We start from the raw sequence: 23,727 nt of genomic DNA, 5'->3' as shown, positions 1-23,727 counted from the left end.
ATCTCGACGGGAGGGGAATCGCAACGTTTTTGGTCACTTGACCAGGATTTCTGGCGCGTCAGGATGCGCCCAGGTCGGTCATCCCGTCGGTCGCGCTGTCAGGAGATGGTCAGGTTCTCCGCCGGTGCATGTCAGGTTTCGAGATGCGCGCTGGAGCTCCTCGACCCGCGGAAGGACGCGTCTGTCAGATCACGTCGGCTGTCAACGACGTCGGGCTGCCGAAGCGGTGGTTCGTGATCGAGATGGCCTGCTCGCGCAGGAAGGGCAGCAGCTCGACGCGTCCCGACGCTGTCACGGGGCCCGAGAACACCGTGACGTCGAGCCGGTCTCCGAGGGCGCGCGCGAGCGCGCGGGCATCGCCGCCGATCAGGCGGATGCGATCGCTCCGGCCGCTCTCCGGGTCGACTGCGGCGCCGGATGTCGCGACTCGCGTCATCCATGCCGCATCCGACTCGACAGCCTCGACGACGGCGAGCTCGCGAAGCGCCTGATGCAACGGCCGGGGCAGCCGGCTCGGCGTGCTGACGTCGAAGCGCCCGCGCGCGAGGGCCGCTGCGCCCAGCACCCTCAGCAACGCGGGGAGCCCGACGCCCTCGCTCAGCCGGATGCTCGCCCGCGTCGTGCGATAGCGGAACAGGTTGCGCTCGACGCCGAGGCCCGCGGCGTCACGCACCACGCCGAACTCGGTCGCCCACGCGATCGCATCGCTGAGCGCCGACCGGCGCACGAGGTCGAACTCCTCGTAGCTCATCGACGGCTGGCCGGACTCGATCAGCTCGGTCACCCTGCTGTCGAGGCCGCGCAAGTGCAGGCTCGAGCTGGATGACCCTGCGTCGCCGATCCACGTGCCGAGCCCGAACAGGTAGTTCGGGCCGCCTGCTTTGTGACCCGGACCGACGGACGACTGCTTCCAGCCGCCGAACGGCTGGCGCTGCACGATCGCTCCGGTGGTTCCGCGGTTCACGTAGAGGTTGCCGGCTTGCACGGCGGACATCCAGTACTCGATCTCGTCGGCGTCGAGCGAGTGCAGTCCGGCGGTGAGGCCGTAGTCCACGTCGTTCTGCCACGTCACTGCCTGCTCCAGCGTTCGCGCGTGCATGACGCCGAGCACCGGGCCGAAGAACTCCGTCTGGTGAAAGTAGGACCCGGGCTGCACACCGGTGCGGATGCCCGGGGACCACAACCGCCCCGACTCGTCGAGCCTGCGCGGGGTGACCAGCCACTCCTCTCCCGGCGCGAGCTCGGTGAGCGCGGACGCGAGCTTTCCGGCGGCGGGCTCGATGAGCGGACCCATCCAGGTCGTCGGCTGCTCCGGCCACCCCGTGTAGATGCTCTCCGCAGCGTCGGCGAGCTGATCGAGCAGCCTGCGCGACTTGGCCATCGATCCGACCAGGATGACCAGGCTCGCCGCAGAGCACTTCTGCCCAGCGTTGCCGAACGCGCTCTTCACGATGTCGGCGACCGCGAGATCGATGTCGGCGCTCGGAGTCACCACGATGGCGTTCTTGCCGCTGGTCTCGGCGAGCAACGGCAGGTCGGGCCGCCAGCTCTTGAAGAGCCTCGCGGTGTCGTAGGCGCCGGTGAGGATGACCCTGTCGACCCGAGGATCGGAGACCAATGCCTGACCGAGCGGTCCCTCGTCCACGTCGGCGAGCGCCATCAGCTCACGCGGAACGCCCGCCTCCCAGATGCACTCGGCGAGCACTGCGGCGCAGCGCCTTGCCTGCGGAGCCGGCTTCAGCACGACCCCGCTGCCCGCCGCCAGCGGGCCGAGCACGCTGCCCGCCGGGATGGAGACGGGGAAGTTCCACGGCGGCGTCGCCACGGTGAGCTTCGACGGCACGAACCGTGCGCCCTGCACGGTGTCGAGCTCACGAGCCCGAGCCGCGTAGTAGTGAGCGAAGTCGATCGCCTCGCTGACCTCGGGATCGGCCTCCGCGATCGTCTTGCCGGTCTCGGCGGCCATCACCTCGATCAGCCGGTCGCGATTGGCGGAGAGGGCCAGACCCACCCGGTCCAGCGCAGCCGCCCGCGCACTTCCAGGGATGGTACCCCACTGCGCACCGGTCGCCTGCACGGTGGTGAGCAGGGCGTCCAGCGACTGGGGGTCGTCGATGCGCGCAGCGGCAAGCGTGTCGTAGCCCTCTGTCGACGTCGAGACGGATGTCAGTATGCGTCGACCCCAGCCGCGGTTCGCCGGCAACGAGGGGTCGCTGTCCGACTCGTTGCGGAAGGCCTTGCCGGTGGCACCGACGGTGCCGGTCGCACCGCTCGAGCTGCCGGTTGCGCGGGCCTTCGCCGCCCTCCTGCCGATCGTGGCGGTCTCCGACGTGTGCAGGGTCGCCGTGTCGAAGGCCGACGTGTCGACGGACACGGGTTCGGCGACGACTGCGGTGTCCTCCGCCTCCGGCATCCGGCCTCCGAACTGGAGTGCACGGTGATCCAGTCCGAGGACCACCCCGGTGAGCCCCTCTTCGACGGCCTTCGCAGCAGGGTCGACCGGAGCGGGCCGAGTGTGGAACAGCGTCGTCGGATCGGACTCGACCCACTCACGTGCGCGGTCCTGCCTGCGGTTCGGAAGGGGCGCAAGACCGCGCGGACCCGGTTCGGCGTCGAGCTCCGCGATCGAAGCCAAGAATCTCGACCTCTCTCGCTCGAACAGGTTCGGCTTCTCGGTGAGCTCGAACGCGGCGGAGAGGAAGTCGTCGCTCGAGGCGTTCTCCTGCAGCCGTCGCATGAGATACGAGATGGCCACGTCGAAGTGGCGAGGATGCACGACGGGTGCGTAGAGCAGCAGTCCGCCGACGGTCTGGGCGACGGCGTCCGCCTGCCTGGTCGCCATGCCGAGCAGCATCTCGAAGTCGATGCGGTCGTCGATCCCTCGGCTTCGGGCGAGCAGCCAGGCGTACGCGACGTCGAACAGGTTGTGCCCGGCGACGCCGATCTTGACGGCGTGGGTGTGCTCCGGGGTGAGCGCCCAGTCGAGCACGCGCTTGTAGTTCGCGTCGGTGTGCACCTTGGCGTCGTATGTGGCGAGCGGCCAGCCGTGGAGTGCGGCATCCACCCGCTCCATCGGCAGGTTGGCACCCTTCACGATGCGCACCTTGATGGCGGCGCCGCCCGCGGCCCTGCGGTTCTGCGCCCACTCGGTGAGGTCTTGCAGGGCATCCAACGCGTCGGGCAGGTAGGCCTGCAGAACGATGCCTGCCTCGAGTTTCATCAACCGCGGATCGCTCAGCAACCGCTTGAACACGGCGATGGTCAGGTCGAGGTCGTGGTACTCCTCCATGTCGAGGTTGATGAACTTGGGGCTGGGCGACGCGGCGGCGTACGCGTAGAGCGGCGCGAGCCGCTGCACCACGCGCGCCACGGACTCGTCGAACGCCCACATCGACAGCTGGCTCGCGACGCTGGAGACCTTGATCGACACGTAGTCCACGTCGTCGCGTTCGAGCAGCTCACGGGTTCCGGCTAGCCGCGCCTCCGCCTCGCGCTCGCCGAGCACGGCCTCTCCGAGCAGATTGAGGTTGAGGCGCACATTCGTTCCGGATGCCCCGCCATCGCGCAGCCGAGCAATGGCCGTGCCGAGTCGGCTCGGGGTGGCATCCACGATGAGATGTCCGACCATGGAGCGCAGCACCCGCCGCGCGATCGGGATGACCACCCACGGCACGGCGGGCGCGATGGCGCCTCCGACGGCGAGCGCCGCACGCTGATACCAGGGCAGGAAACTCGGGATGGCCCGCGACAGCCGCTGCAGGTTGGCGGCGGCGACGTAGACGTCTTGCGGTCGGGCGACGTCGTCGACGAAGCCGACGGCGAACTCCAGGCCCCGTGGATCGCGCAGAAGTCCCGCGAGACGCTCGGCGGCGGGATCGCGCTTGGACGCCTCGGGAATGGCATCCCGCGCATCGGATGCCGTCAGCCACGCCCGCACCAGCTCGACCGCCTGCCGGGCCAGATCCGGATCACCGCTGGGGTTGAGGATGCCGTCGTCCTGCGCCATGCAGTCGAGACTATTCGGCCGATCCGCCTGTGGCACGGGTGAATGCGGCGCGCGGGGGGATCGGCCTGTGAGGGCATACACCTTCGGGCACATATCGCGAGACATCCTCGCCTTGCGGCCGGATGCGCGGCTATGGTTCAGCCATGTTCAGACCGGGTCGAGTCCTCGCCGCCGTCACGCTCGCTGCAGCCGCGTTACTCGTCGCAGGATGCACAGCGCAGACCTCCACCAGCCCGACGACCACGCTCGCTCCGGCGACCGCCGCACCGAGTTACGCCGATGCCACCGCAGGAGCATCGTCGGGGGCATCCGACATCGCGCTCACGTGTGCCGTCGCCTCTGCGATCGGTACGACGACCTTGAACGCCTACTCGGGCTACAAGCAGGGCAAGATCTCGGCCGCCGAGTATGCAGGTGCGGTGAACACCGTGCCCTACCAATACTCGGCGCTCACGTTCCAGCCCAGCTACGGGCTGAAGGACCTGGTCGCTGCGGCGAAGGACGCCATCGAGAAGACGCCTGCGTCGGTCGACGGCGCCGTCTTCGATCCCATGGCGCAGCCGTACAGCGGAGCGGCGGATGCCATCGCGGCGGCATGCGATGCCCACCACGCGGGCCTGCAGATCGCCGGGGAGTACGGCGGGTAGTCGTTCGGCTCCGAGCAGGCAGCTACGCCCGGGCCTCCGGTTCGCCGACCAGCGTGAACTCGAGGTCGGGAAAGCGCGTGAAGCCCTTATCTCCCGTCACAAGCGGGAGGTGCCGAGAGACGCAGTGGCCGGCGATCAGGGCGTCCTTGTGCCGGATCGCCGTGCTGGGCACCGCCGTCAGCCTGCCATATCCGTCGGATGCCGACCGATCGAACTCGACCCAGAAGCCCGGAATCGCATCGAGGAGCCGCAGCAACTCCCTGCGTGTTGCTGCCTGCCGCCGCTTCGCCGGGTCGGCCTCGTACGCGTAGAGGCCCCTGGCGAGCTCGGCGCGGCAGATCATCGACGAGCAGTAGTTCTCGATCTCCCCGATGATCTCCGCCGGAAGGCCGGCAATGAGCACGCTCGTGTCGATCATGGCCTTCATCGTGCTGGATCGATCAGTTCGGCGTCCCGCGAGGCACTCAGCTCGGCGAGTTCTCGTGCAACGTCGTCGGGATCAGCTGTTCTCGACAGCAGCGCCAGCTGCGCCTTCACCTCGTCGAGTTTGGCGTTCGCTCGGGGCTCGTCATCCAGAGGAACGAACGCCGCGCGACGGCGGCCGTGGTTGGTGACCACAGCTCCGCTCACCATGAACGCAGAAGGATTCACCTTGAACGCGCTGATGGAAACCTCAGGCAGGTCGTCAATCCGGTCTTGATCCATGACTTTCGGCTCTCCTGTGAATTCAGAGCCATAATATCAAGAATCGCACTAAATTGTGGATGTCGTCTCCAGCACGCCGCCTCACGCCGCGGGGGCACGCACGGAGCGTCGCACAGCGGCGACACCGATCGCGACGACGACCGACAGGATGATCAGGCCGATGCCGAGCATCCGCCAGCCAGGCACCGTCGCGAGGATGCCCGCGCTCAGCGCTCCGATCACGTTGAAGCCGTTCGTGACGACCTCGGCGATCGGCTGCACGCGGCCGCGCTCGCCCGCGTGGTAGGCATCCGTGATCATGGCACTGCCGCCGCTGTACGCCAGGTTCCAGCCGACTCCGACGGCGAACATCGCCGTCAGGAACGCCCACTCCGCCGTACTGCACGCGGCCGCGGCACCGGCCAGGATGACGAGAATTGCACCGGCCACCGCGATCGACCGCTCGCCGAATCGCCCGATGAACCGCGCGATCACGAACCCGGGCGCGAACATGCCGATCATGTGCAGCTGCACGGCGAAGGCCGCCTCGGCCTCACTGTGGCCCATCGCCATTCCGGCGATCGGCCCGGCCGTCATCATCGACGTCATCGAGAACGCCGCGAACGAGGTCGCCGCGACGCCGGCGAGCAGGACCGGCTGCCGCCACAGTGTGCGACGTGTTCGCGGAGCGGGCTCGGACGGTCGTGCCGACTCCCCCGCGCCCCCGGCAGTGGGTGAAGTCGCGGCCTCGGAGATGCCGTGCCTCGACAGTTCGCGAGGGAGGAACGCGTTCCACACCGCGGCGAGCGCGGCGAAAAGAGCGACCAGCAGGTAGCTCGCGACGAACGCGACCGGCAGAAGGCCCGACACCCAGGTCGCGAGGAAGGGGCCGAGCAGCGCGGCGATCAGGCCGCCGGCCAGCACCGTGGTCACGGCGCGGGCGCGCTGGGTTCCTGCGGCGTCCGCAGCGGCGTAACGGTAGTAGCCGGCCCCCGCGGAGTAGACCCCGATCAGGCCGGTACCGAGGCAGAACATCCAGAACAGGTCGAGCTGAACCGCAACGGCGGAGACGATCCCCGCGACGACCGCGACACATGCGACGGCCGTGAACACCGCGCGGTACCCGATGCGTCCGATGAAACGCGAGATGAGAAACGTCGAGGCCACGGCCGCGATCGGGATGAGGCTATAGGGCAGCGTCGCCAGCGCGGTGGACGGCGCAAGGCGCGCACCGACGATGCCGGTGAGGGTGAGATCGACGGAGCTGCCGAAGATGTAGAGCGCCTGAGCCGGCGCGAGCCGACGGGCGACGCGCAGGTGCGGCGAGGCATCCGTTCGAGTTCGCAGGGTGGTCACGAACCCACTGTGCTGGCCCGGCTGGGCATCCACGAGTGGCATGAATGCCGATATGCGATACATTTCTGCCATGACCCAACCGAGACAAGGCCGACGGCACCGCATTGCGGTGCTCGCACTCGGGCGCGCGCTGCCGATGGAGATCGGGATGCCGTTCCAGATCTTCGATCACCTCGGACTGCCCTACGAGGTGGTGCTCTGCGGGCGTACGCCGGGTCCCGTCGACACCACGGGCGGCTGGTCGGTGAACGCCACGCACGGTCTCGACGCGGTGGTGAGCGCCGACACTGTGATCGTGCCGGCCTTCCGCGACGCGACCGATGGCATCACGGACGACGTCGCCGACGCCCTCCGTGAGGCGAGCCGCCGCGGGGCACGCATGGTGTCGATCTGCACGGGCGCTTTCGCACTCGCCGGCGCAGGTCTGCTCGATGGCCGACGTGCGACGACGCACTGGCGCTACACGGATGCCCTCGCCAGGAAGCATCCGCTGGTGACGGTGGATCCCGACGTGCTCTTCGTCGACGAGGGCGACGTGATCACCTCGGCCGGCGTGGCCAGCGGCATCGACGTGTGCCTGCACATCCTTCGGCTCGATCACGGGGCAGCGGCCGCCAACGCCGTGGCACGTGACATCGTCGCTGCGCCGCATCGCGACGGCGGTCAGGCCCAGTACATCGAGCGGCCCCCTGTGGCGGGGCAGCGCGGTACCAGCCTCTCGGCGACGCAGACCTGGGCGTTGGCGCGACTCGACCGGCCGCTCACCGTTGGCGACCTTGCCGCGCATTCACGGGCATCCGCTCGCACGTTCGCGAGACAGTTCGTCGCCGAAACCGGCACGACGCCGCTCAAATGGCTGAACACGGCACGCATCGACCGCGCCAAGGAGCTGCTGGAGACCACCGGATTCGGCGTCGACCGGGTCGCCGAGCTGTGCGGCCTCGGCACAGCGGCGAATCTGCGGGTGCATTTCCGCCGCGCCACAGGGGTGAGCCCCAGCGACTACCGCCGCACCTTTGCGGTTGCCGTGGGTTGAGGAGCATCGCGGAGCGACGCGTCCACCGCAGGTTGAGGAGCATCGCGGAGCGACGCGTCTCGAAACCTCTTCAAGCGGCGGGCGGGTTTCGAGACGCGCCCTGCGGCGTGCTCCTCAACCAGCGGAGGGACGCGCGCCTGCGGCGTGCTCCTCAACCAGCGGAGGGGAGGACAGCCGCTCCCGACACGATGCGGCCGTCGTGCAGCTCCAGCACGCGGGTGGCGCGCTCCGACATCGCGGGGTCGTGCGTCGTCACCACGGCGGCCATTCCGCGGTCGCGCACCAGCCCGACGAGCAGGTCCATGATGACGGCCGCCGTCATGCTGTCCAGCTGGCCGGTGGGCTCGTCGGCGAAGAGCACATCGGGGTCGGTCGCGAGGGCTCGCGCGATGCCCACGCGCTGCTGCTGACCGCCGGACATCTCCGGTGGTCTCTGAGCGGCGTGCTCGGTGAGGCCGACGTCGGCGAGCAGGCGCGCGACGCGGGCATCCCGTTCGTCGGCCGGCATCCGCTGCAGCCTCAGCGGCAGCTCGACGTTCTCGGCGGCGGAGAGCACCGGGATGAGCCCGAACCCCTGAAAGACGAATCCGATGCGGTCTCGCCGCACCCGCACGAGCTCGTCCTCGGTGGCCGCGCTCAGCTCGACGTCGCCGAGCCACACCCTCCCGCTGGTCGGACGGTCGACCGCCGCCAGCATGTTCAGCAACGTGGTCTTGCCCGAGCCGGAGCGCCCCTTCACGACGAGGAGCTCCCCCGGCCGCACCTCGACGTCGATACCGGCGCACGCTTCGACCCGTGTGGCGCCCTCGCCGAACACCCTGGTGAGCGCCTGCGCGCGCAAGACCGGCAGGATGTCGCCGGTCGCGTCTACCGTGCCTGTCATGACTCCTCCGCTCGGTGGGCCGCAGGGCTGCTGGCAGGTTGTGGATCATCCGATGCATCCACCGCTGCGGGCCGCTGCGACGGCGAGACCCTGACGTGCGTCGGCTCCAGCTCGAGCCGCACCCGGTCGCGGAGCTGCAGCCGGGTGACGTACTCGGCGGGCAACTGCAGCCGGCCGGAGCGGTCGATCACGGTGAACTCCTCGGCCACGGCGTGCTCGCCGCCTTCGCCATGGCTGCGGAACACCTCGGTCGACGTGCGCCCGTCGCGGATCAGCACGGTGCGCCGCACGTGCTCCGCCACCGTCGGATCGTGCGTGACGATCAGGGTCGTGACGCCGAGCTCGCGGTTCACCCGGCGCATCACTTCAAGCACCTCGACGCTCGTCGCGTCGTCCAGCTCGCCGGTCGGTTCGTCGGCGAGAAGCACCCGCGGGTCGTTCGCCAGGCTCACGGCGATCGCGACGCGCTGCTGCTCGCCGCCGGAGAGCTCGGCGGGCATCCGCTCCGCCTTGTCCCCGATCTCGAGTAGGTCGAGAAGCTCAGCGGAGCGCGCGGCCATGCGAGCGGTGCGGTCGCGCCGACCGCCCCCGGAGCCGGAGCCCGAGCCGGAGCCCGAGCCCGAGCCCGAGCCGGCAAGACTCATCGCCATCGCGATGTTCTCCCTCGCTGTGAGGTAGGGCAGCAGGTTGCGCTCGGTCTGCTGCCAGATGAAGCCGACAGCGCGCCTTCGGTACTCCAGCCGTTGCTTGCGCGACATGGTCAGCAGATCGCGACCCGCCACCACCGCCTTGCCGGCCGTCTGCTTGTCGAGACCGGACAGGATGCCCAACAGCGTCGACTTGCCCGAGCCGGATGCCCCGACGATCGCGACCAGCTCCCCGCCGTCCACCTGCAGGTTCAACCCCTGCAGGGCCTGCACCTCGACGCCGTCGCCGGAGTAGATGCGCACCAGATCGGAGCACAGGATGCCGCCATCCCGCTCTCGATCCGTCGCAGACCCCGGCGCATGGCCCAGCTCGGCAACGGCCGCAGCGCCGCGGTTCTCGTCCTCGCTCATGTCTCCTCCTCCGCACGCAGCGACCTTGCGGGATCCGCCCGCCGCGCCGCCACCACCGCACTCCCCACCGCGATCGCCGTACCCAGCGCGAACACGCCGACCACGACCGCGACCGCCTGCCACGAGACCGCGAAGTCCGCACGCTCCAGTGCGCCCGTGATCGGACGCAGATCGACGGCATCCAGCACGAGCCACGACAGCCCGAGCCCTGTCAACACCCCGACGACGATCGCGGTGAGCGCCAGCGGAGTCACCTCCCACGCCACGAGTGCCGCGGACTGCCCTCGGTCGAACCCGAGCGTGCGCAGAACGCTGAGCAGCCGCACCCGTGCTCGTCGACCCATCGCGAGCGTGAGCAGAAGCGCCGCGACGGCCATGATGACTGCGAGCAGCGACCCAGCAAGCATCAACTTCTGGATGCCGGGCAAGAGCGGTCCCTGCTCCTGTCGGTCCTGCGCCGCCGAGGTCGAGTCGACCACCGCGTCAGCGCCGACGATCGGGTTCACCTGGTCGGCGACTGCGGCAACGTCTGCACCAGGCCGCACATCGATCAGTGCCGCGGTGGGAGTGGACGCCGCACGAACCGACGCCGGCGCCGTTCGCTGGTCGATGAGAGCCCATGAGGGGTCGGTGAGGAAGGGAGCGGCGGAGGTCTTCGCGTGGTCGACCACGCGCACAGGCATCCGGTCCCGTCCGTCGTTGAAGGCGAAGCTGTCGGGTCGCGTCGACGTCGGCAGCCCGCCCAAAACGGTCGCGCCTCCGATGCCGCTGCTGCCGACGGGGAAGAGCTTCGAGTCGGCCGGCACGTCGGACTGCGCCCTCATCACTTCGCCGGCGTCGACAAGATAGGTCGCGACCGTCTGGCCGGTCGAAGCATCCGCGTAACCCACGAGGCGCACCGGGGCGACCGCGGCGACATCCGGCAGCTCACCGAGCTGCTTCAGCTGCGCCTCGGAGAGGTCGGCCTGCACCGTGATGTCTGCGCTGACGCGCCTCAGGGCATCCTCGTGCCCTCCCGTCAGCACGACGGTGAGCGTGTTGCCCGCGAACACTGCCACCGCGACGCCCGTCAGCATCGCGAACAGCGGCCAGAGTCGCCCGGCACCGCCCCTGGCGGCCGTCGCCCAGCCCACTGGGCCGACGGCGCCGCGTGCGGCGAGCGCGAGCCGCCCGATCCCGTGCAGCAGAGGCGGGTAGAGGCGCAGCACGACAATGCACAGCGCGAACACCAGCAGGAGCGGTGTCGCGACGAGCAACGGGTCGATGCTGAGCGGGTTCGCCACCGCTTGGGCACCGCGCTGGGCGAGCACGATGCACGCGGCCGCGGCGAGCAGGATGACCAGCAGTTCGACCGTCCACGAGAGCACGGGCCTGCGCCGGCCGCGCCCGATCGTCGGGCTCGAGGCCGTCGCCGCGATGGCGATCGGTGGAAGAAGCGCGCACGCCGCGATCAGCCACGCTGCGGACGCCCCAGCCCCCGTGACGAGCGAGGCAGCCACCCCGCCGACGATCGCCGCGGGCACGGTGAAGGCCGCCGCCTCGAGCGCGGCACCACCCCGCACCCGCCACTCAGACCCGCCCCGTGCGCGCATGAGCTCGTACGACCGCGCGCGACGGGACGCCATCAGTCTCGCGCCGCTGAACAGCACGGCGATCGCGGCGCCGAGGGGTCCGATCGCGACGATGGCGAGCAGGGTCGGCACGGAGGCGATCCTGGACAGGATCTCGTTGATGATGTCGGGCAGCTGCGTGCTCAGGCGCAGGTCCTGTCCGGTGTTTTCCGACCCCACGGGGATCGGCGTCGCGACGAAGGAGGTGGCTGCCGCGGAGATGTCGCGCAGTGCAGGCACCGCGACCGCGCCGTCGTCGATGCCGTACCAGGTGGAGAGATAGGGGGATCCCAGTGCGACGGCCGTCTTGGGCCAGGCGTCGGCATCCATCCACACCAGGCCGTGGTACAGCGGGGTCTTCAGGTTCGGATCGGACGAGACGCCACGTCCGAGGTCGGCCCGCACCGGGTCGAGCGTCCAGAAGTCGCTCGACGCGTCATGCGGAGCGACGGTGCCGACCAGCCGGAGGTTCAGCCTCGGCTTGCCCTCTGTGTCGCCGGGGAAGCGAAGGCGCGACTCCGCGACGGGGTCGATGTCGAGGTTCAGCGTTCTCGTCGTTCCGAGCTTCCACTTCAGTGCGCGTGCCGCCTTCGCCGACATCACGACCTCGGTCTCGCCATCGTCGACACCGCCCTTCGGCCAGCGTCCGTCGACCAGGCGCGCATCCGATCGCAGCTCGGGGTCGCCCTCGACGGAGATGCCGAGCGCGCTGCGCGGCGGATCGGAGGCGACGGGCACGACAGCGATTCCCGGTGGCGCGGTCGACCCGCGAGACACGCCGTCCGACCGGCCGACGAACCGTCCGGGCTCGGTGACCGCCCGCAGAGCTGGCTGCATGTTGCGGCGGCCCTTGGTCAGAGCGGCGGGAACGGAGTCCCACAGTCCGCCGGCGTCCGAAGGCCCGCCGATATAGGTCTGAACCGACAAGGTGCCACCGAGGCTCGTCGCCGCCGACGGTTGGGCCGAGAGTTGGTAGCGGGCATCCGACGATACGAGCGACGCGGTGATGCTCGGCCAGGCGACGACCCCCGCCGTGGCGAGCAGCACGACGATGCCGAGCGCGACGAGTGCTCCGCGGAACGACCGCATCGACCGCAGCCCGAGCGCCACCGTCGACAGCGAGGACGATCGCCTGTCGCGCGCGGCGCTCACGTCGTCGTCCTTCCCGGAACGGCGTGCACGGCGTCGGCACGCACCGCCCGCACATACCGCAGGATGATCAGCGCAACGACGACCAGCAGCACGATGAGGCATCCCGCGAGCCACACCGTGTCGAAGGCGCCCGTGATCGGCAGCGAGGGAAGCGCGGACGGCACAGAGCTGCGCGCCAGCGTGTTCCCGGCGAGCACGGAGATGAGGATGCCCGCCACGACGCCGCACACCAGCGCGTACCCGGCCGCGAGCACGGCCTCGACCCCACGGCCGCGAGCCTGCACCCCAGGGGCGAACCCGATGGCGCGCAGGATGACCGTCTCGCCCCTTCTGCGCCGCCAGAGCGCTGCGAGGCACGCGGCGAGCGCCACCCCGGAGAGCACGCAGCATCCGTACGCGCCCACGTTGAGCGCGGCGACGACCGGTGAGATGAAGCGTGTACCGAGAGCCGTGTCAGGCGTGCTCTCCGTCGCACCGTCGCCGGCCGCGCGTGCGGCCGCCTCCGCGACCTGCGGGGCCGATCCGTCCACGCCGAGGAGCATGGTGTCGATCGCCGGCAGGTCCTGGCTCGAGGCGAGGAGTGCCGAATTCAGCTGAGGCAGGTCGGCGAGGACCGCCGTCACGTCATCCGTCGCGGGCACCTGAGGCACGATCGCCGCGACCCGAACGGTCAGTGGCCCCTGCGGCAGGTCGATCGTCGTGGTCTGACCGACATGCAGACCGGTGCCCGCTGCCGTCGCAGCGCTCACGGCGATGGGGACTGGCGCCTCGTGAGCCGGTGGTGCCAGTCGCACCCGCAGTGCCGGCGAGGAGTCGGCGATGTTCGCGGTGAAGCCGATCCCGCTCGTGTCGTGCACGGTGGTCGCTCCGGTCGGCGGGTAGACATCCGGCAGCACGTTCCAGTCGGCGGATGCGACGGGCAGCGTCTCGTCGCCCGCCTTCCCGCTCAGCACGCCGAATCGCACGTTGTGCAGCGGCGACATGCCGGATCCGTCCGGATTGGCGGGCAGATCGACTGCTACGTCGAGCGCTGCGAACGTCCACGGCCCGCCATCCGGCACCGGAATGGTGATAGACGACGACGGCGAGCCCAACGGGCCGTCGACCGCGAACTGCGCGCTCGTGCCCGGAACGGTCTCCCCTGACGCGTTCTGGAACCAGCCGGTCAGGCTCGCGGTCGACGCGACCGACCCCGTCGCGGAGACCTTCAGGGAGAGCGTCGAAGCACCCTTCGGCAGACGGATGCCGCTGCCACCACCCTTCACAGCCCCGACTGCCTGCGAGACCGAGGCCGCATCGAACATCGTGCTCGGCGCGGGCTGCAGGGCCGCCAGCTCGGCTGACGGCGCGCCGACGACGTCGACGGCGAGCGGACCGATCGTGCCGGACAGTGTCGCGGCGGGGACCGCGCGCTGAACCCCAGGCACGGCGGCGACAGGGGTCACCGGGGCGGCGTCCTTCGTGCCTTCCACGAACTGCGGGGCATCCAGGTCGAGACGGGCGTCTGCGCCGATCACGATGCGCGACGAAGCCGCGAGGAACGACGACCAGGTGCCTTGGTATCCGGCCGCGAAGGTGGTGACGGCGACAGCGATCGTGAGAAGCGCGACCGGCGCGGCGAACACGGCGGAGTGCCTCGCGACGGAACGCAGCGGCAGTGCTCCCGTTCCGGTCGAGCGGCCGGTCGTGGCCTCCACCCCGCGTGACGCCGGCCCGAAGATCACGACGGCGAGCACCGCCAGCGCGCACAGTCCCGCGGCCGGTGCGATGACCGCGAGCGGATCGATCGCGGCGCCCGTGACGCGCGCGTCGGTGATGAACCGCCACATCGAGACGGCCGCGCCCGCGATCACGACGAACGTGAGGCCGGCGGAGACGGCGAAGCGGGTGCGGCCGGAGACCTGACGCGGCTCGCCCGACGTGCGGGCGGCAGCGACTGCTGAGAACGCGACGACGATCGCCGCCGAGCCGAGAAGAACGCCGAGGAACGGCAGGATGACGGCGCCGGCCGACGGCATCCCGATCAGCAGCGCAACGACGACCAGCGCGACGGCTGACCCCAGCAGCGCGCCGGCCCCCACAGCGAGCGCCGCCTCCGCGGCATCCGCACCGATGATCCAGCGGATGCTCGCCCCGCGCGCCCGCAGCAGTCGTGTCTCGTTGTCGCGCGCCTCCACCAGCAGCTGGGCAAGCAGGCAGAGCGCGATCACGGCGGAGACCACGAGGACGGCGGCTGGAACGGGGAGCACGGCGGCGAACGCGTCGAGCGAGCGTTCCATGGCCAGCGCCGTCGCCGCTCCCTGTCCTGTCGCGTTCACGGTCGTGCCGTCCACCCCCGGCACCGCTGACACGGTCTGCTCGAGGCGCGCGTCGTCGCGGCGCAGCGCCGAGAGGTGCTCGGGGCGGATGCGCTCGGCATCCGGCGTCACGGTCCACGACTGAGTTCCCGCCGCACCATCGCGCACATCGACGGTCACCGGCACCCCTGTGAACAGCTTCTCCAGTGCGGCGCGCACACTCTCATGCGAGACCGACTGAGACTCATCGATGGCGCCGAACGTGACGGTTCGCGAGACGTCGGCCGTCGGACCGGCGGCGATCGTGCCCTGGACCGCCTCGATCGGCGCCCGCGACCCGATGCCGGCGAGCGCGACCATGAGCGCGGCGATGACGAACACGGTTCCTGCGATCGCGGCGAGCAGCCCCCGTTGTTCACGCGCGCGGGAGCGCCAGAGCGCACCAGCCCCCACGTTCCGCGGCGTCACGGACGAAGGAGAGCCGCTCGCGCTTGGGTCGGAAGCCCCGGGCAGCATTCGGCAAGCGTAATACCCGCGTATAGGGATCGACGACCGCTGACCCGCCGACCCATCATTCGACCAGCGCGACCAGTTCCTCGTATACCTCGCGCATGAACGGGCCGAGGCTGCGCCCTTCGCCTCCGAGCCACCGCTGGAACCCGCGATGGAAGACGACCACCGCGACATCAGCGGCCAGATCGGCCTCAGTATCCGCGACGCCTCTCGCCCTCAGCGCCGTCGCGATGCCGACCGTCATCGACGAGAGCTTCAGCAGTTCGCGTTCCTGCAGACTCGGGTTCGCTGCGATCACCGCAGAACGCTGCCTTGCGTAGTCGTATCGGTCGTCGAAGAACGGTGCAGCGGCCTGCAGCGCCTCGACGGCAAGCCGCAGCGGCTGGTCGGAATCCTCGGCGGGCGCAGAGGCCACCGCGTTCACGATCGTCTCCTCGAGCGCGTGCGAACCGTCGAAGAGCACCTCGCGCTTGTCGGCGAAATAGCGGAAGAACGTGCGCTCCGTGACCCCTGCGCGCTCGGCGATGTCGTGCACGGTCGTCTGCTCGTATCCGCGTTCCGAGTAGAGGTCGAGCGCGGCGCGACCGAGCCTGCCGCTCGAATCCGGCTCCCATCTGCCCATGTGGCGATCCTATGCCGTCGGGCACGGTGATGACAGTTTCTGACATCACTGCTATCGTCGGTCATGTCAGAAACTGACATCACTCGAAAGCCCAACCATCGCCACTAGCTCAACCCCTCACCCAGCAAGTCCCAACGAGAGAAGGACAATCATGCGCATCTTCATGACCGGAGCATCCGGATGGATCGGATCGGCAGTCGTCACCGAGTTGCTCACGGCCGGGCACGAGGTCTCGGGCATCGCGCGCTCGGATGCCTCCGTCGCAGCACTCCAGTCGGCGGGGGTCACCCCGCTTCGCGGCAGCCTGGACGACCCCGACGTGCTGCGTTCGGGCGCGGAGAACGCCGACGCGGTCATCCACCTCGGTTTCAAGCACGACTTCGACGACTTTGCCGCCTCGGGCCGCACGGAACGCGCAGCACTCGAAGCGCTCGGCGACGTGCTGGCCGGCACCGGTCGCACGTTCATGTTCGCGTCGGGCCTGGCGGGTGCTGCGCCCGGCAAGGTGCTGACCGAGCACGACGAGTCACCGTTCGTCGGACCTGATTCACCGCGCGGAGGCAGCGAGCGGTTCGCGCTGAGCTTCGCGGACCGGGGCATCTCTCCGATCGCGCTGCGGTTCTCGCCGACGGTGCACGGCGCCGGCGATCACGGGTTCTCGGCCGTGCTCGTGCGCATCGCGCGCGAACGCGGAGTGGCTGCCTATGTGGGCGACGGATCGAACCACTGGGCCGCCGTGCATCGCTTCGACGCCGCGCGCATGGTCGGGCTCGCGCTCGAGAAGGCGCCGTCGGGAACCATCACGCACGCCGTCGCAGAAGAGGGCATCCCGACCAAGGAGATCGCCGAGGCGATCGGCCGTGGCCTCGGCGTGCCGACCGCGTCGATTCCGCGCGAGGAGGCGACCGCCCACTTCGGGTGGCTCGGCCAATTCTTCGGGGCGGATGTGATGGCATCCAGCACCGCCACGAGGGAGCTTCTGGGATGGGCCCCCACCGAACAGGGCCTGCTCTCCGACATCACCGAGCACTACGTCGGCTGATCGGAATCTCCGCTGGTCGAGTAGCGAATGCCCACCTGGGCGTAGCGTCGGAGCATGGCAACCCGCGAACACGTGCGACACGACATGGCAGTTCGGCGACTCACCGTCGACCGCGTGGAGCAGATCACTCCGTCGATCGTGCGGATCACCCTCATCGGCGACACGCTGGAGGACTTCGCCGCCGTCGGCCCCACCGACCACGTCAAGGTGTACTTCCCCGACCCGGCGACCGGTGACCTCACGGTTCCGGAGCTGACCGGTGACGGGCTGCGACGGCCGACCGGCGGCATGATCATCTCGCGCGACTACACGCCGCGCCAGTTCCGCCCCGCGCCGTTCGGTGCTGCCGAGCTCGACATCGATTTCGTGCTCCACGCACCGGACGGCGTGCGCATCGCACCCGTGGATGCCGCCGCAGGGGGTCCCGCGTCCGCGTGGGCCGCCGCGGCGCATCCCGGCGACGTGCTCGGGGTGGCCGGTCCCCGCGGGTCGCGGTTGGCTCCGCAGGATGTCGGCGACGTGGTGCTCATCGCCGACGAGACCGCGCTGCCCGCCCTCACCCGCTGGTTGGACATGTTGCCGTCATCCACCGACATCACGGCGCTCATCGACGTCGCGGACGAGGAGGTGGAGCGCTACCTCAGCACGGATCAGCTACGGCGCGCGTCGGTCGAGTGGCTGTATCGCTCGGACGGGCCGGAGCAGCTGCTCGAGTCGGTGCGGTCGCTGGATCTCGATCCTGAGGATGTCTACGTCTGGGCGGCAGGCGAGGCCTCAGCCCTCGTGCCCGTGCGTCGCTACCTCAAGCACGAGGTTGGGCTGCGGCCCGACCAGCTCGATGTGCAGGGCTATTGGCGGCACGGGGTGGTGAACCTCGACCACCACGCGCCGATCGACCCGTCCGATCCGGACTAGAAGGCGAACATGCGGCCGAGCACCACGAGGCCGACCACCAGGATCACGATGATCACGCCGATGATGCCGACCCACTTGCCCGAGAGCTTCGCGATGCCGAATCCGACGAGGAACGGCAGCGCGAGCAGCAGAAGGGTGAGGAGCCACCAGAAGGCGGAGAACCCGGCGGCCGAGAGCCCGGAGAGGTGAGAGCCGAAGAGGGAGCGCGTCGCGGGGTTGGTCGCGAAGGCGAAGGAGGCCGACAGCGGGAAGGCGACCACCACGAGGGTGATCAGTCCGGCCAGCCATCCCCACAGGCCACGGTTCAGCTGCAGCGCCTCTTCTTCGTGGTGCTGCGATCCCTGGCGCGAACCCTGCTTGCTCTTCGAACTCATGGTCGCATGCTAGGGGATAACGGATTACCGTACGGAGCCTTCTGCCCCGCTTCACCCGCGCAGTGCGAGGAGTTCACCGCCAGCGGTGGTCGGTGATCGTCGCGCGAGGCCCGTGCCGTTCGGGGCCGCGACCGGAGAGCAGGATCAGACGCACCACGCGCTGACGTTGCCCGGCCCATGGTTGCAGAAGCTCGAGCATCCCGTCGTCGTCGGTCTTCGATCCGGTGAGCGCGTGGCCGACGACCTTGCACAGGCCGTAGTCGCCGACGCTGATCTGGTCGGGGTCGCCATGCGAGCGCTGGAGGGTCTCGGCGGCCGTCCAGACGCCGATGCCCGGAACCGTACGCAGCTTGGCAGCGGCAGCCGCTCCGTCGTCTTCGATGGTGCGCTCCAGGGCTTCGGCCACGCGCGCGGCCATCACGACCGTGCGGGATCGCGTCGGGTCCACCCCGATGCGATGCCACTCCCACGACGGAACGTGCCTCAACGTCTCGGCGGACGGGCACACCCGCAGCTCGCGCGGCGCGATCCCCTCTGCGACTCCCGGCGCGGTCTCCCCGAACCAGCGCACGATGCGCGCCCACTCCCGATACGCCTCGAGGCTCGTCACCTTCTGCTCGATGATCGCGGGCGCCAGCGCCTCGAACACTCGCCGCGTGCGCGTGAGCCGCAGCCCGGGGTTCCGCCGCAGCACCTCGACGAGGAACGGATGTCTGCCCACGTCGAGCGCGCTCCAGTCGTCCGCCGCCCCCAGCAGTTGCGGCACGCCGTCGATCGCCCACTCCGCGCCCGGACCCCACGCGGCGACATCCACTCCGCCACCGCGCTGCGCGAGGTGAAGCGTCGCAGGACCCGCAGGGGTGCGGAAGGTGCGCCACATGCCGGAGGCCGTCCAGATCGTCGTCTGGTCGTAGGCGCCCCGGCCGAGCACGCCGAGCGTTCTGCGCAGGTCGACCGGCCGAGATGGTCGGTACTCGCACCGAAGCGGCGCGGTCACACCGCCACCCACAGGTGCGGGCTCGGCGGTGGCGATCGTCATGCGACCAGGCTATGCGCGCCGACCCCGCTGGTTGAGGAGCTCGCCGCAGGGCGCGCGTCTCGAGACCGCCTCACACGGCGCGAGGTTTCGAGACACCCCGCTTCGCGGAGCTCCTCAACCAGCGGAAGAGATGCATTCACTCCCACACGCTGGGCGCTTCTGCGCGGGTCGCCGGCAGCTTCACGTCGTCGCCCCAGCGCACCAGCCACTCGGGAAGCTGCAGGTCCGAGGGCGGCCGACCGACGGCATCCAACAGCTCGCCCATCGGCACCGTGCCGCCCGAGCGCCTCAGGAACCTGCCCTTGATGAAGCCCTCGGCGTAGATCTCGCCGTCGACCACGGCCCGCTGCTGCATGTAGACCGCCTTCTCGTCGAATCCGATCAGGCGCGACTCGACGGTGAACGACTGCCACAGCTGCAGCGACTTACGGAACGTGATCGTCTCGGACGCCACGACCGGGTACCAGCCGCGCTCGGTGAAGATCTGCCAGATGCCGCTGCGGTGCAGAAGGTCGAACCGGCCGAGGTCGAAGATCGACAGGTACACCCCGTTGTTCATGTGCCGCAGGATGTCCAGGTCGGTCGGCAGCACCCGAAACTTCGTCGACACCACGTCGTAGTGACCGACGTGCTTGCCGAAGCGGGAGATCCAGGCGTGCAGAATCGTGCGGAACAGCAGATGCATCCGGCCAGGCTAGGCACGACCATCCCCTGCCCGCCACGCACCTGTCGATGCCCGACAAGAAGTCCCCGCCGACCCCCGACTCTCTTCGGCAATGCCCACACGGATCCTGGGGGCCTCAACCGCGCCACTTGCGCACTATCGCGCCACTTAGGCTGGCGCGGTCAAGCGCAAGTGGCGCAATACCCGGGCTCGGGGCCGGTGAGCCCGAGCGTGTCGAGCCCGGGCCTGGGCGGCGAGCTAAAGGTGGCGCTCCTGCGGCCCGTTGTACAGCGACAGCGGCCGGATCAGCGCGTTCGACGCAAGCTGCTCCATGACGTGCGCCGTCCATCCGGTGACGCGTGCCGCAGCGAAGATCGGCGTGAACGTGGCGGTGTCGAAGCCCATCAGGTTGTACGCGGGCCCGCTCGGGTAGTCGAGGTTGGGCTTGATGTTCTTGCGCTCCTGCATGGCCGTCTCGAGGGCGGTGTAGAGGTCGAGCATGTCCTGTCGGTCGTAGTGCTCGACGAGCCGCTCGAGGGATGCCTTCATCGTCGGAACGCGCGAGTCGCCGTTCTTGTAGACACGGTGCCCGAAGCCCATGATCTTGCGCTTCTCGGCGAGGGCGTCATCAAGCCAGGCCGCCGCCTTGTCTGCAGAGCCGATCTCGTCGAACGCGACCATGACGGCCTCGTTCGCACCGCCGTGCAGCGGGCCCTTGAGGGCGCCGATGGCGCCGGTGATCGCACTGTAGACATCCGACAACGTCGATGCGATCACGCGTGCGGTGAACGTCGACGCGTTGAACGAGTGCTCCGCGTACAGCACCAGCGAGACGCGGAACGCGTCGACCACGACGTCGTCCGGCATCTCGCCGAATGTCATCCAAAGGAAGTTGCGCGAGTAGTCCAGATCTTCCCGCGGCTCGACCGGCTCGAGGCCGCGACCACGACGCTGGATGTACGCGACGATCGACGGCAGCTGGGCGAGCAGGTAGATCGCGCGCCCCTCGTTGAGAGTGCGATCGAGGATGCCGTTCTCCTGCTGCAGCGTCGTGTCGAGTCCGCCGAGCTGGCTGACCGCGGTGCGCAGAGCATCCATCGGATGCGCGGAGACCGGGATGTCGTCGAGCGCCTTGCGGGTGCGCTTATCGAGCTTGCGGAGGGAGCGCTCCTGCGCCTCGAACTCCTCGAGCTCGACATCCGTCGGCAGTTCGCCGTGCCAGAGCAGGTAGGCGACCTGCTCGAAGGAGCACTCCGCGGCCAGCTCCTGCACGGGGTATCCCCGGTACAGCAGGGAGTTGGTCGCGGGGTTGACGCTCGAGATGGCCGTGGTGTCGACGACGACCCCGGCGAGACCCTTGTGGATCTCGGGTTCCTGTTCGGACATGCTGCTCCTCTGCTCCCCGCCAGTCTCGCCGATGCGACGCGTCGGGGCCATCCCTCCTACGGATGACTCGTGCGCCACCTCACCACGCCCGCCCCACGCCCACCCCACCTCGCCCTCCCCGCAAGTCATCGCCACTTGGTGTGGAATCCCCCGTGAGGAACCCGCAACAACTGGCGACCACTTGGGGTGGTGGGTGGTGGTTGGGGTGTGGGTGGTGGTGGTGGTGGGTGGTGCGGCGGGCGCGCCGCGGCCTAAAACAAGCCGCGGGGGGCGTCCACGGAGGCGAGCAGGCCGTGCCTCGCGGTGAAGCTCAGCCCTGGCAGCTCCTCGGCGGTCAGCTCGGGGAGCCTCTGCGCGACATCCAGGAACCGCTCGATCTCGGTTGCCTCGAGTGCGTCGGCCGCGAGCGTGCGGAACTTGTCGACGTAGTCGTCGCGCGCGAACGGGCGGGCGCCGAGCGGGTGGGCATCCGCAACGGCGATCTCCTCGCTGATGACCGAGCCGTCGGTGAACGTGATTTCGATGCGGCCGCCGAACGCCTGTTCCTTCGGGTCGAGCGAGTGGTAGCGGCGCGTCCACTCGGGGTCTTCCTGCGTCGTCACCTTGTTCCACAGCGCGACGGTGTCGGGTCGGGATGCCCGCTCTGGGGCGTACGAGGCGACGTGGTCCCAGCTGCCGTCCTGCAGCGCGACGGTGAAGATGTACGGGATCGAGTGGTCGAGCGTCTCGCGCGACGCATTCGGGTCGTACTTCTGCGGGTCGTTCGCGCCGGAGCCGATCACGAAGTGCGTGTGGTGCGAGGTGTGCAGCACGATGCTCTGCACCCGCTCGGGGTCGTCGAAGATGAGCGGGTACTCGTTGTGCAGCTTGCGGGCGAGGTCGATCCACGCCTGCGCCTGGTACTCGGCGGAGTGCTCCTTGGTGAACGAGTCGAGGATGGCGCGCTTGGCCGTGCCGATTTCGGGCAAAGCCACTTCGTAGCTGCCCGATGGCCCGTCGAGCAGCCAGGCGATGACGCCGTCCTCGCCCTCGTAGATCGGGGTCGGACTGGTCTCGCCGCGCATCGCACGGTCGACCGACTCGACGGCCATCTTTCCGGCGAAGGCCGGCGCGAACGCCTTCCAGCTGGAGATCTCGCCCTTGCGTGACTGCCTGGTGGCCGTCGTCGTGTGCAGCGCCTGGCCGATCGCCTGGAAGACGGTCTCGGTGTCGAGCCCGAGCAGGGTGCCGATGCCGGCGGCAGCGCTCGGGCCCAGGTGCGCGACGTGGTCGATCTTGTGCGCGTGCAGGCTGATCGCCCGCGCGAGGTCGATCTGCAGCTCGTAGCCGGTGGCGATCCCGCGCACGACATCGCGTCCGGTGAGCCCGCGCTCGGTTGCGAGGTGCTGCGCGACGGACACGACGGGCGGGATGTTGTCGCCAGGGTGCGAGTACTCCGCCGCGAGGAAAGTGTCGTGGTAGTCGAGCTCCCGCACGGCGACGCCGTTGGCCCAGGCCGCCCATTCGACGCTGACGCGACGTGAGGCATCCGTTCCGAAGACGCTCGATCCGCTGCCGCCGACCGAGACCGGGTGGGCGAGCGCCTGCGACCGTGCGGCGACGACCGGATGCCTCAGCAGCGACGCCGCCGCGACGGCCGCGTTGTCGATGACGCGGTTGACGATCATGTCGGCGACCTCGTCGGAGACCTCGACCGGGTCGGTCGCTACCTCCGCGAGCTTCCACGCCAGCTGCTCGGTGCGAGGAAGGTTCTCATCGCTGCGGTGCGTGCGCACAGTGGTGATGTTCACCCGTCCAACGCTACCGTCCACCGTCTCCGACGCCCACCCGTCCGGGTGCCGTGCCGGTCGGTCGGGGTCAGTCTGCGCGGTCCGCGTCAGTCCGCGAACGACGCGGTGGGCACGATGACGGCGCGCGCCAGCGTGTGGAAGTGCAGGTTGAAACCGAGCACAGCAGGCGTCGACTCCGGGTCGAGGGCGAGCTGCTCGACATCCACCGCGTGCACGACCACGAAGTAGCGATGCACTCCGGTGCCCTCGGGCGGCTCTGCGCCGGTGTAGCCGATCTGGCGCAACTCGTTCTTCAGCTGAGCTGCACCCGCCGGCAGCGATCCGCCTGCGCTGCCCGCACCACGCTCGAGCGAGGTGACGGATGCCGGAAGGTTGTACACGGCCCAGTGCCAGAAGCCGGAGCCGGTGGGGGCATCCGGGTCGTGGATGGTCACGGCGAAGCTCTTGGTGCCGGCCGGGAACCCGCTCCACGACAGCTGCGGCGACGTGTTGCCCCCGCTTGCCCGGTGATCGACGACGATCGGAAGCCCGTCCGCCACGTCTTCGCTGGTCACAGTGAACGAGGGAACGGCTCCGAACCGCTCATAAGGGTCTTCGGCCATTGGGGTCCTCCCTGTTTGCTTCGCGGCATGTCCCCGCCGGGCGTGCCGCAG

Annotated in this window: 19 protein-coding genes; 4 read left to right on the top strand and 15 right to left on the bottom strand. The window is 69.5% G+C overall.

All coding sequences use genetic code 11. The features are described 5' to 3' along the window. Positions 1-184: 184 nt before the first annotated feature. On the bottom strand, positions 185-4,006 hold the full coding sequence (locus ACYVDN_RS13545; protein WP_460572512.1) for a proline dehydrogenase family protein: 3,822 nt from the start codon (positions 4,004-4,006) through the stop codon (positions 185-187). A 143-nt stretch (positions 4,007-4,149) separates the two neighbouring features. Here ACYVDN_RS13545 and ACYVDN_RS13540 point away from each other — a divergent pair, with 143 nt between their 5' ends. Then, positions 4,150-4,653 carry a hypothetical protein gene (locus tag ACYVDN_RS13540; RefSeq protein WP_460572510.1) on the top strand — a complete coding sequence of 168 codons (504 nt, stop codon included), beginning with the start codon at positions 4,150-4,152 and terminating at the stop codon, positions 4,651-4,653. A gap of 22 nt (positions 4,654-4,675) precedes the next feature. Here the strand turns inward: ACYVDN_RS13540 and ACYVDN_RS13535 are convergent, their stop codons facing one another. From ACYVDN_RS13535 to ACYVDN_RS13525, 3 genes are all read right to left on the bottom strand, one after another. Beyond that, positions 4,676-5,071 (bottom strand): type II toxin-antitoxin system VapC family toxin, encoded by a 396-nt coding sequence (locus tag ACYVDN_RS13535; RefSeq protein ID WP_460572508.1) that lies wholly within the window; start codon positions 5,069-5,071, stop codon positions 4,676-4,678. 5 nt (positions 5,072-5,076) lie between these two features. Then, positions 5,077-5,358 carry a hypothetical protein gene (locus ACYVDN_RS13530; RefSeq protein WP_460572506.1) on the bottom strand — a complete coding sequence of 94 codons (282 nt, stop codon included), beginning with the start codon at positions 5,356-5,358 and terminating at the stop codon, positions 5,077-5,079. Positions 5,359-5,439: 81 nt separating this feature from the next. After that, positions 5,440-6,693 (bottom strand): MFS transporter, encoded by a 1,254-nt coding sequence (locus tag ACYVDN_RS13525; protein ID WP_460572504.1) that lies wholly within the window; start codon positions 6,691-6,693, stop codon positions 5,440-5,442. A 70-nt stretch (positions 6,694-6,763) separates the two neighbouring features. Here ACYVDN_RS13525 and ACYVDN_RS13520 point away from each other — a divergent pair, with 70 nt between their 5' ends. Continuing rightward, complete coding sequence (locus ACYVDN_RS13520) at positions 6,764-7,729, top strand: GlxA family transcriptional regulator (protein ID WP_460572502.1); 966 nt, start codon at positions 6,764-6,766, stop codon at positions 7,727-7,729. 151 nt (positions 7,730-7,880) lie between these two features. Here the strand turns inward: ACYVDN_RS13520 and ACYVDN_RS13515 are convergent, their stop codons facing one another. From ACYVDN_RS13515 to ACYVDN_RS13495, 5 genes are all read right to left on the bottom strand, one after another. Then, the gene (locus ACYVDN_RS13515; RefSeq protein ID WP_460572500.1) at positions 7,881-8,612 is read right to left on the bottom strand and encodes an ABC transporter ATP-binding protein; all 732 of its coding nucleotides are present in this window, start codon (positions 8,610-8,612) and stop codon (positions 7,881-7,883) included. Then, positions 8,609-9,670 carry an ABC transporter ATP-binding protein gene (locus ACYVDN_RS13510; RefSeq protein ID WP_460572498.1) on the bottom strand — a complete coding sequence of 354 codons (1,062 nt, stop codon included), beginning with the start codon at positions 9,668-9,670 and terminating at the stop codon, positions 8,609-8,611. The genes ACYVDN_RS13515 and ACYVDN_RS13510 overlap by 4 nt, the downstream gene beginning before the upstream one ends. After that, complete coding sequence (locus tag ACYVDN_RS13505) at positions 9,667-12,432, bottom strand: ABC transporter permease (protein ID WP_460572496.1); 2,766 nt, start codon at positions 12,430-12,432, stop codon at positions 9,667-9,669. The genes ACYVDN_RS13510 and ACYVDN_RS13505 overlap by 4 nt, the downstream gene beginning before the upstream one ends. Continuing rightward, positions 12,429-15,197 (bottom strand): hypothetical protein, encoded by a 2,769-nt coding sequence (locus ACYVDN_RS13500; RefSeq protein ID WP_460572494.1) that lies wholly within the window; start codon positions 15,195-15,197, stop codon positions 12,429-12,431. The genes ACYVDN_RS13505 and ACYVDN_RS13500 overlap by 4 nt, the downstream gene beginning before the upstream one ends. Before the next feature lie 103 nt (positions 15,198-15,300). After that, entirely contained in the window at positions 15,301-15,864 is a 564-nt protein-coding gene (locus ACYVDN_RS13495) for a TetR/AcrR family transcriptional regulator (RefSeq protein WP_460572492.1), read from the bottom strand. A 151-nt stretch (positions 15,865-16,015) separates the two neighbouring features. On the opposite strand from ACYVDN_RS13495, the gene ACYVDN_RS13490 reads away from it, so the two are divergent. Both ACYVDN_RS13490 and ACYVDN_RS13485 read left to right on the top strand, forming a co-directional pair. Next, positions 16,016-16,906 (top strand): SDR family oxidoreductase, encoded by an 891-nt coding sequence (locus ACYVDN_RS13490; RefSeq protein WP_460572490.1) that lies wholly within the window; start codon positions 16,016-16,018, stop codon positions 16,904-16,906. 54 nt (positions 16,907-16,960) lie between these two features. Beyond that, positions 16,961-17,821 (top strand): siderophore-interacting protein, encoded by an 861-nt coding sequence (locus ACYVDN_RS13485; RefSeq protein ID WP_460572488.1) that lies wholly within the window; start codon positions 16,961-16,963, stop codon positions 17,819-17,821. Here ACYVDN_RS13485 and ACYVDN_RS13480 read toward each other — a convergent pair. The 6 genes from ACYVDN_RS13480 to ACYVDN_RS13455 all read right to left on the bottom strand — a co-directional run bounded on the left by ACYVDN_RS13480 (position 17,818) and on the right by ACYVDN_RS13455 (position 23,676). Next, a complete protein-coding gene (locus ACYVDN_RS13480; protein ID WP_460572486.1) occupies positions 17,818-18,195 on the bottom strand; it encodes a hypothetical protein in 378 nt (125 codons plus the stop codon). The two genes, ACYVDN_RS13485 and ACYVDN_RS13480, sit on opposite strands and share 4 nt — an antisense overlap. Positions 18,196-18,268: 73 nt before the next feature. Continuing rightward, positions 18,269-19,234: a DNA-3-methyladenine glycosylase family protein gene (locus ACYVDN_RS13475; RefSeq protein ID WP_460572484.1), complete on the bottom strand. Its 966-nt coding sequence runs from the start codon at positions 19,232-19,234 to the stop codon at positions 18,269-18,271. 136 nt (positions 19,235-19,370) lie between these two features. Beyond that, positions 19,371-19,919, bottom strand: a complete 549-nt coding sequence (locus ACYVDN_RS13470) for an acyl-CoA thioesterase (protein ID WP_460572482.1) — start codon at positions 19,917-19,919, stop codon at positions 19,371-19,373. 237 nt (positions 19,920-20,156) lie between these two features. Beyond that, entirely contained in the window at positions 20,157-21,284 is a 1,128-nt protein-coding gene (locus ACYVDN_RS13465) for a citrate synthase/methylcitrate synthase (RefSeq protein WP_460572480.1), read from the bottom strand. 251 nt (positions 21,285-21,535) lie between these two features. Further along, positions 21,536-23,074, bottom strand: a complete 1,539-nt coding sequence (locus ACYVDN_RS13460) for an MmgE/PrpD family protein (protein ID WP_460572478.1) — start codon at positions 23,072-23,074, stop codon at positions 21,536-21,538. A gap of 86 nt (positions 23,075-23,160) precedes the next feature. Continuing rightward, positions 23,161-23,676 carry a YbhB/YbcL family Raf kinase inhibitor-like protein gene (locus ACYVDN_RS13455; protein WP_460572476.1) on the bottom strand — a complete coding sequence of 172 codons (516 nt, stop codon included), beginning with the start codon at positions 23,674-23,676 and terminating at the stop codon, positions 23,161-23,163. Between the last annotated feature and the right edge of the window lie 51 nt (positions 23,677-23,727).

This window comes from Humibacter soli, from assembly GCF_054779035.1.
This window is presented reverse-complemented; position numbering and strand designations above follow the sequence as displayed.

Bases quoted from the DNA above. Each gene is read 5' to 3' on its own strand.
- ACYVDN_RS13545 (WP_460572512.1), bottom strand. From the start codon at position 4,006: ATGGCGCAGGACGACGGCATCCTCAACCCCAGCGGTGATCCGGATCTG.
- ACYVDN_RS13540 (WP_460572510.1), top strand. From the start codon at position 4,150: ATGTTCAGACCGGGTCGAGTCCTCGCCGCCGTCACGCTCGCTGCAGCC.
- ACYVDN_RS13535 (WP_460572508.1), bottom strand. From the start codon at position 5,071: ATGATCGACACGAGCGTGCTCATTGCCGGCCTTCCGGCGGAGATCATC.
- ACYVDN_RS13530 (WP_460572506.1), bottom strand. From the start codon at position 5,358: ATGGATCAAGACCGGATTGACGACCTGCCTGAGGTTTCCATCAGCGCG.
- ACYVDN_RS13520 (WP_460572502.1), top strand. From the start codon at position 6,764: ATGACCCAACCGAGACAAGGCCGACGGCACCGCATTGCGGTGCTCGCA.
- ACYVDN_RS13515 (WP_460572500.1), bottom strand. From the start codon at position 8,612: ATGACAGGCACGGTAGACGCGACCGGCGACATCCTGCCGGTCTTGCGC.
- ACYVDN_RS13510 (WP_460572498.1), bottom strand. From the start codon at position 9,670: ATGAGCGAGGACGAGAACCGCGGCGCTGCGGCCGTTGCCGAGCTGGGC.
- ACYVDN_RS13495 (WP_460572492.1), bottom strand. From the start codon at position 15,864: ATGGGCAGATGGGAGCCGGATTCGAGCGGCAGGCTCGGTCGCGCCGCG.
- ACYVDN_RS13490 (WP_460572490.1), top strand. From the start codon at position 16,016: ATGCGCATCTTCATGACCGGAGCATCCGGATGGATCGGATCGGCAGTC.
- ACYVDN_RS13485 (WP_460572488.1), top strand. From the start codon at position 16,961: ATGGCAACCCGCGAACACGTGCGACACGACATGGCAGTTCGGCGACTC.
- ACYVDN_RS13480 (WP_460572486.1), bottom strand. From the start codon at position 18,195: ATGAGTTCGAAGAGCAAGCAGGGTTCGCGCCAGGGATCGCAGCACCAC.
- ACYVDN_RS13475 (WP_460572484.1), bottom strand. From the start codon at position 19,234: ATGACGATCGCCACCGCCGAGCCCGCACCTGTGGGTGGCGGTGTGACC.
- ACYVDN_RS13470 (WP_460572482.1), bottom strand. From the start codon at position 19,919: ATGCATCTGCTGTTCCGCACGATTCTGCACGCCTGGATCTCCCGCTTC.
- ACYVDN_RS13465 (WP_460572480.1), bottom strand. From the start codon at position 21,284: ATGTCCGAACAGGAACCCGAGATCCACAAGGGTCTCGCCGGGGTCGTC.
- ACYVDN_RS13455 (WP_460572476.1), bottom strand. From the start codon at position 23,676: ATGGCCGAAGACCCTTATGAGCGGTTCGGAGCCGTTCCCTCGTTCACT.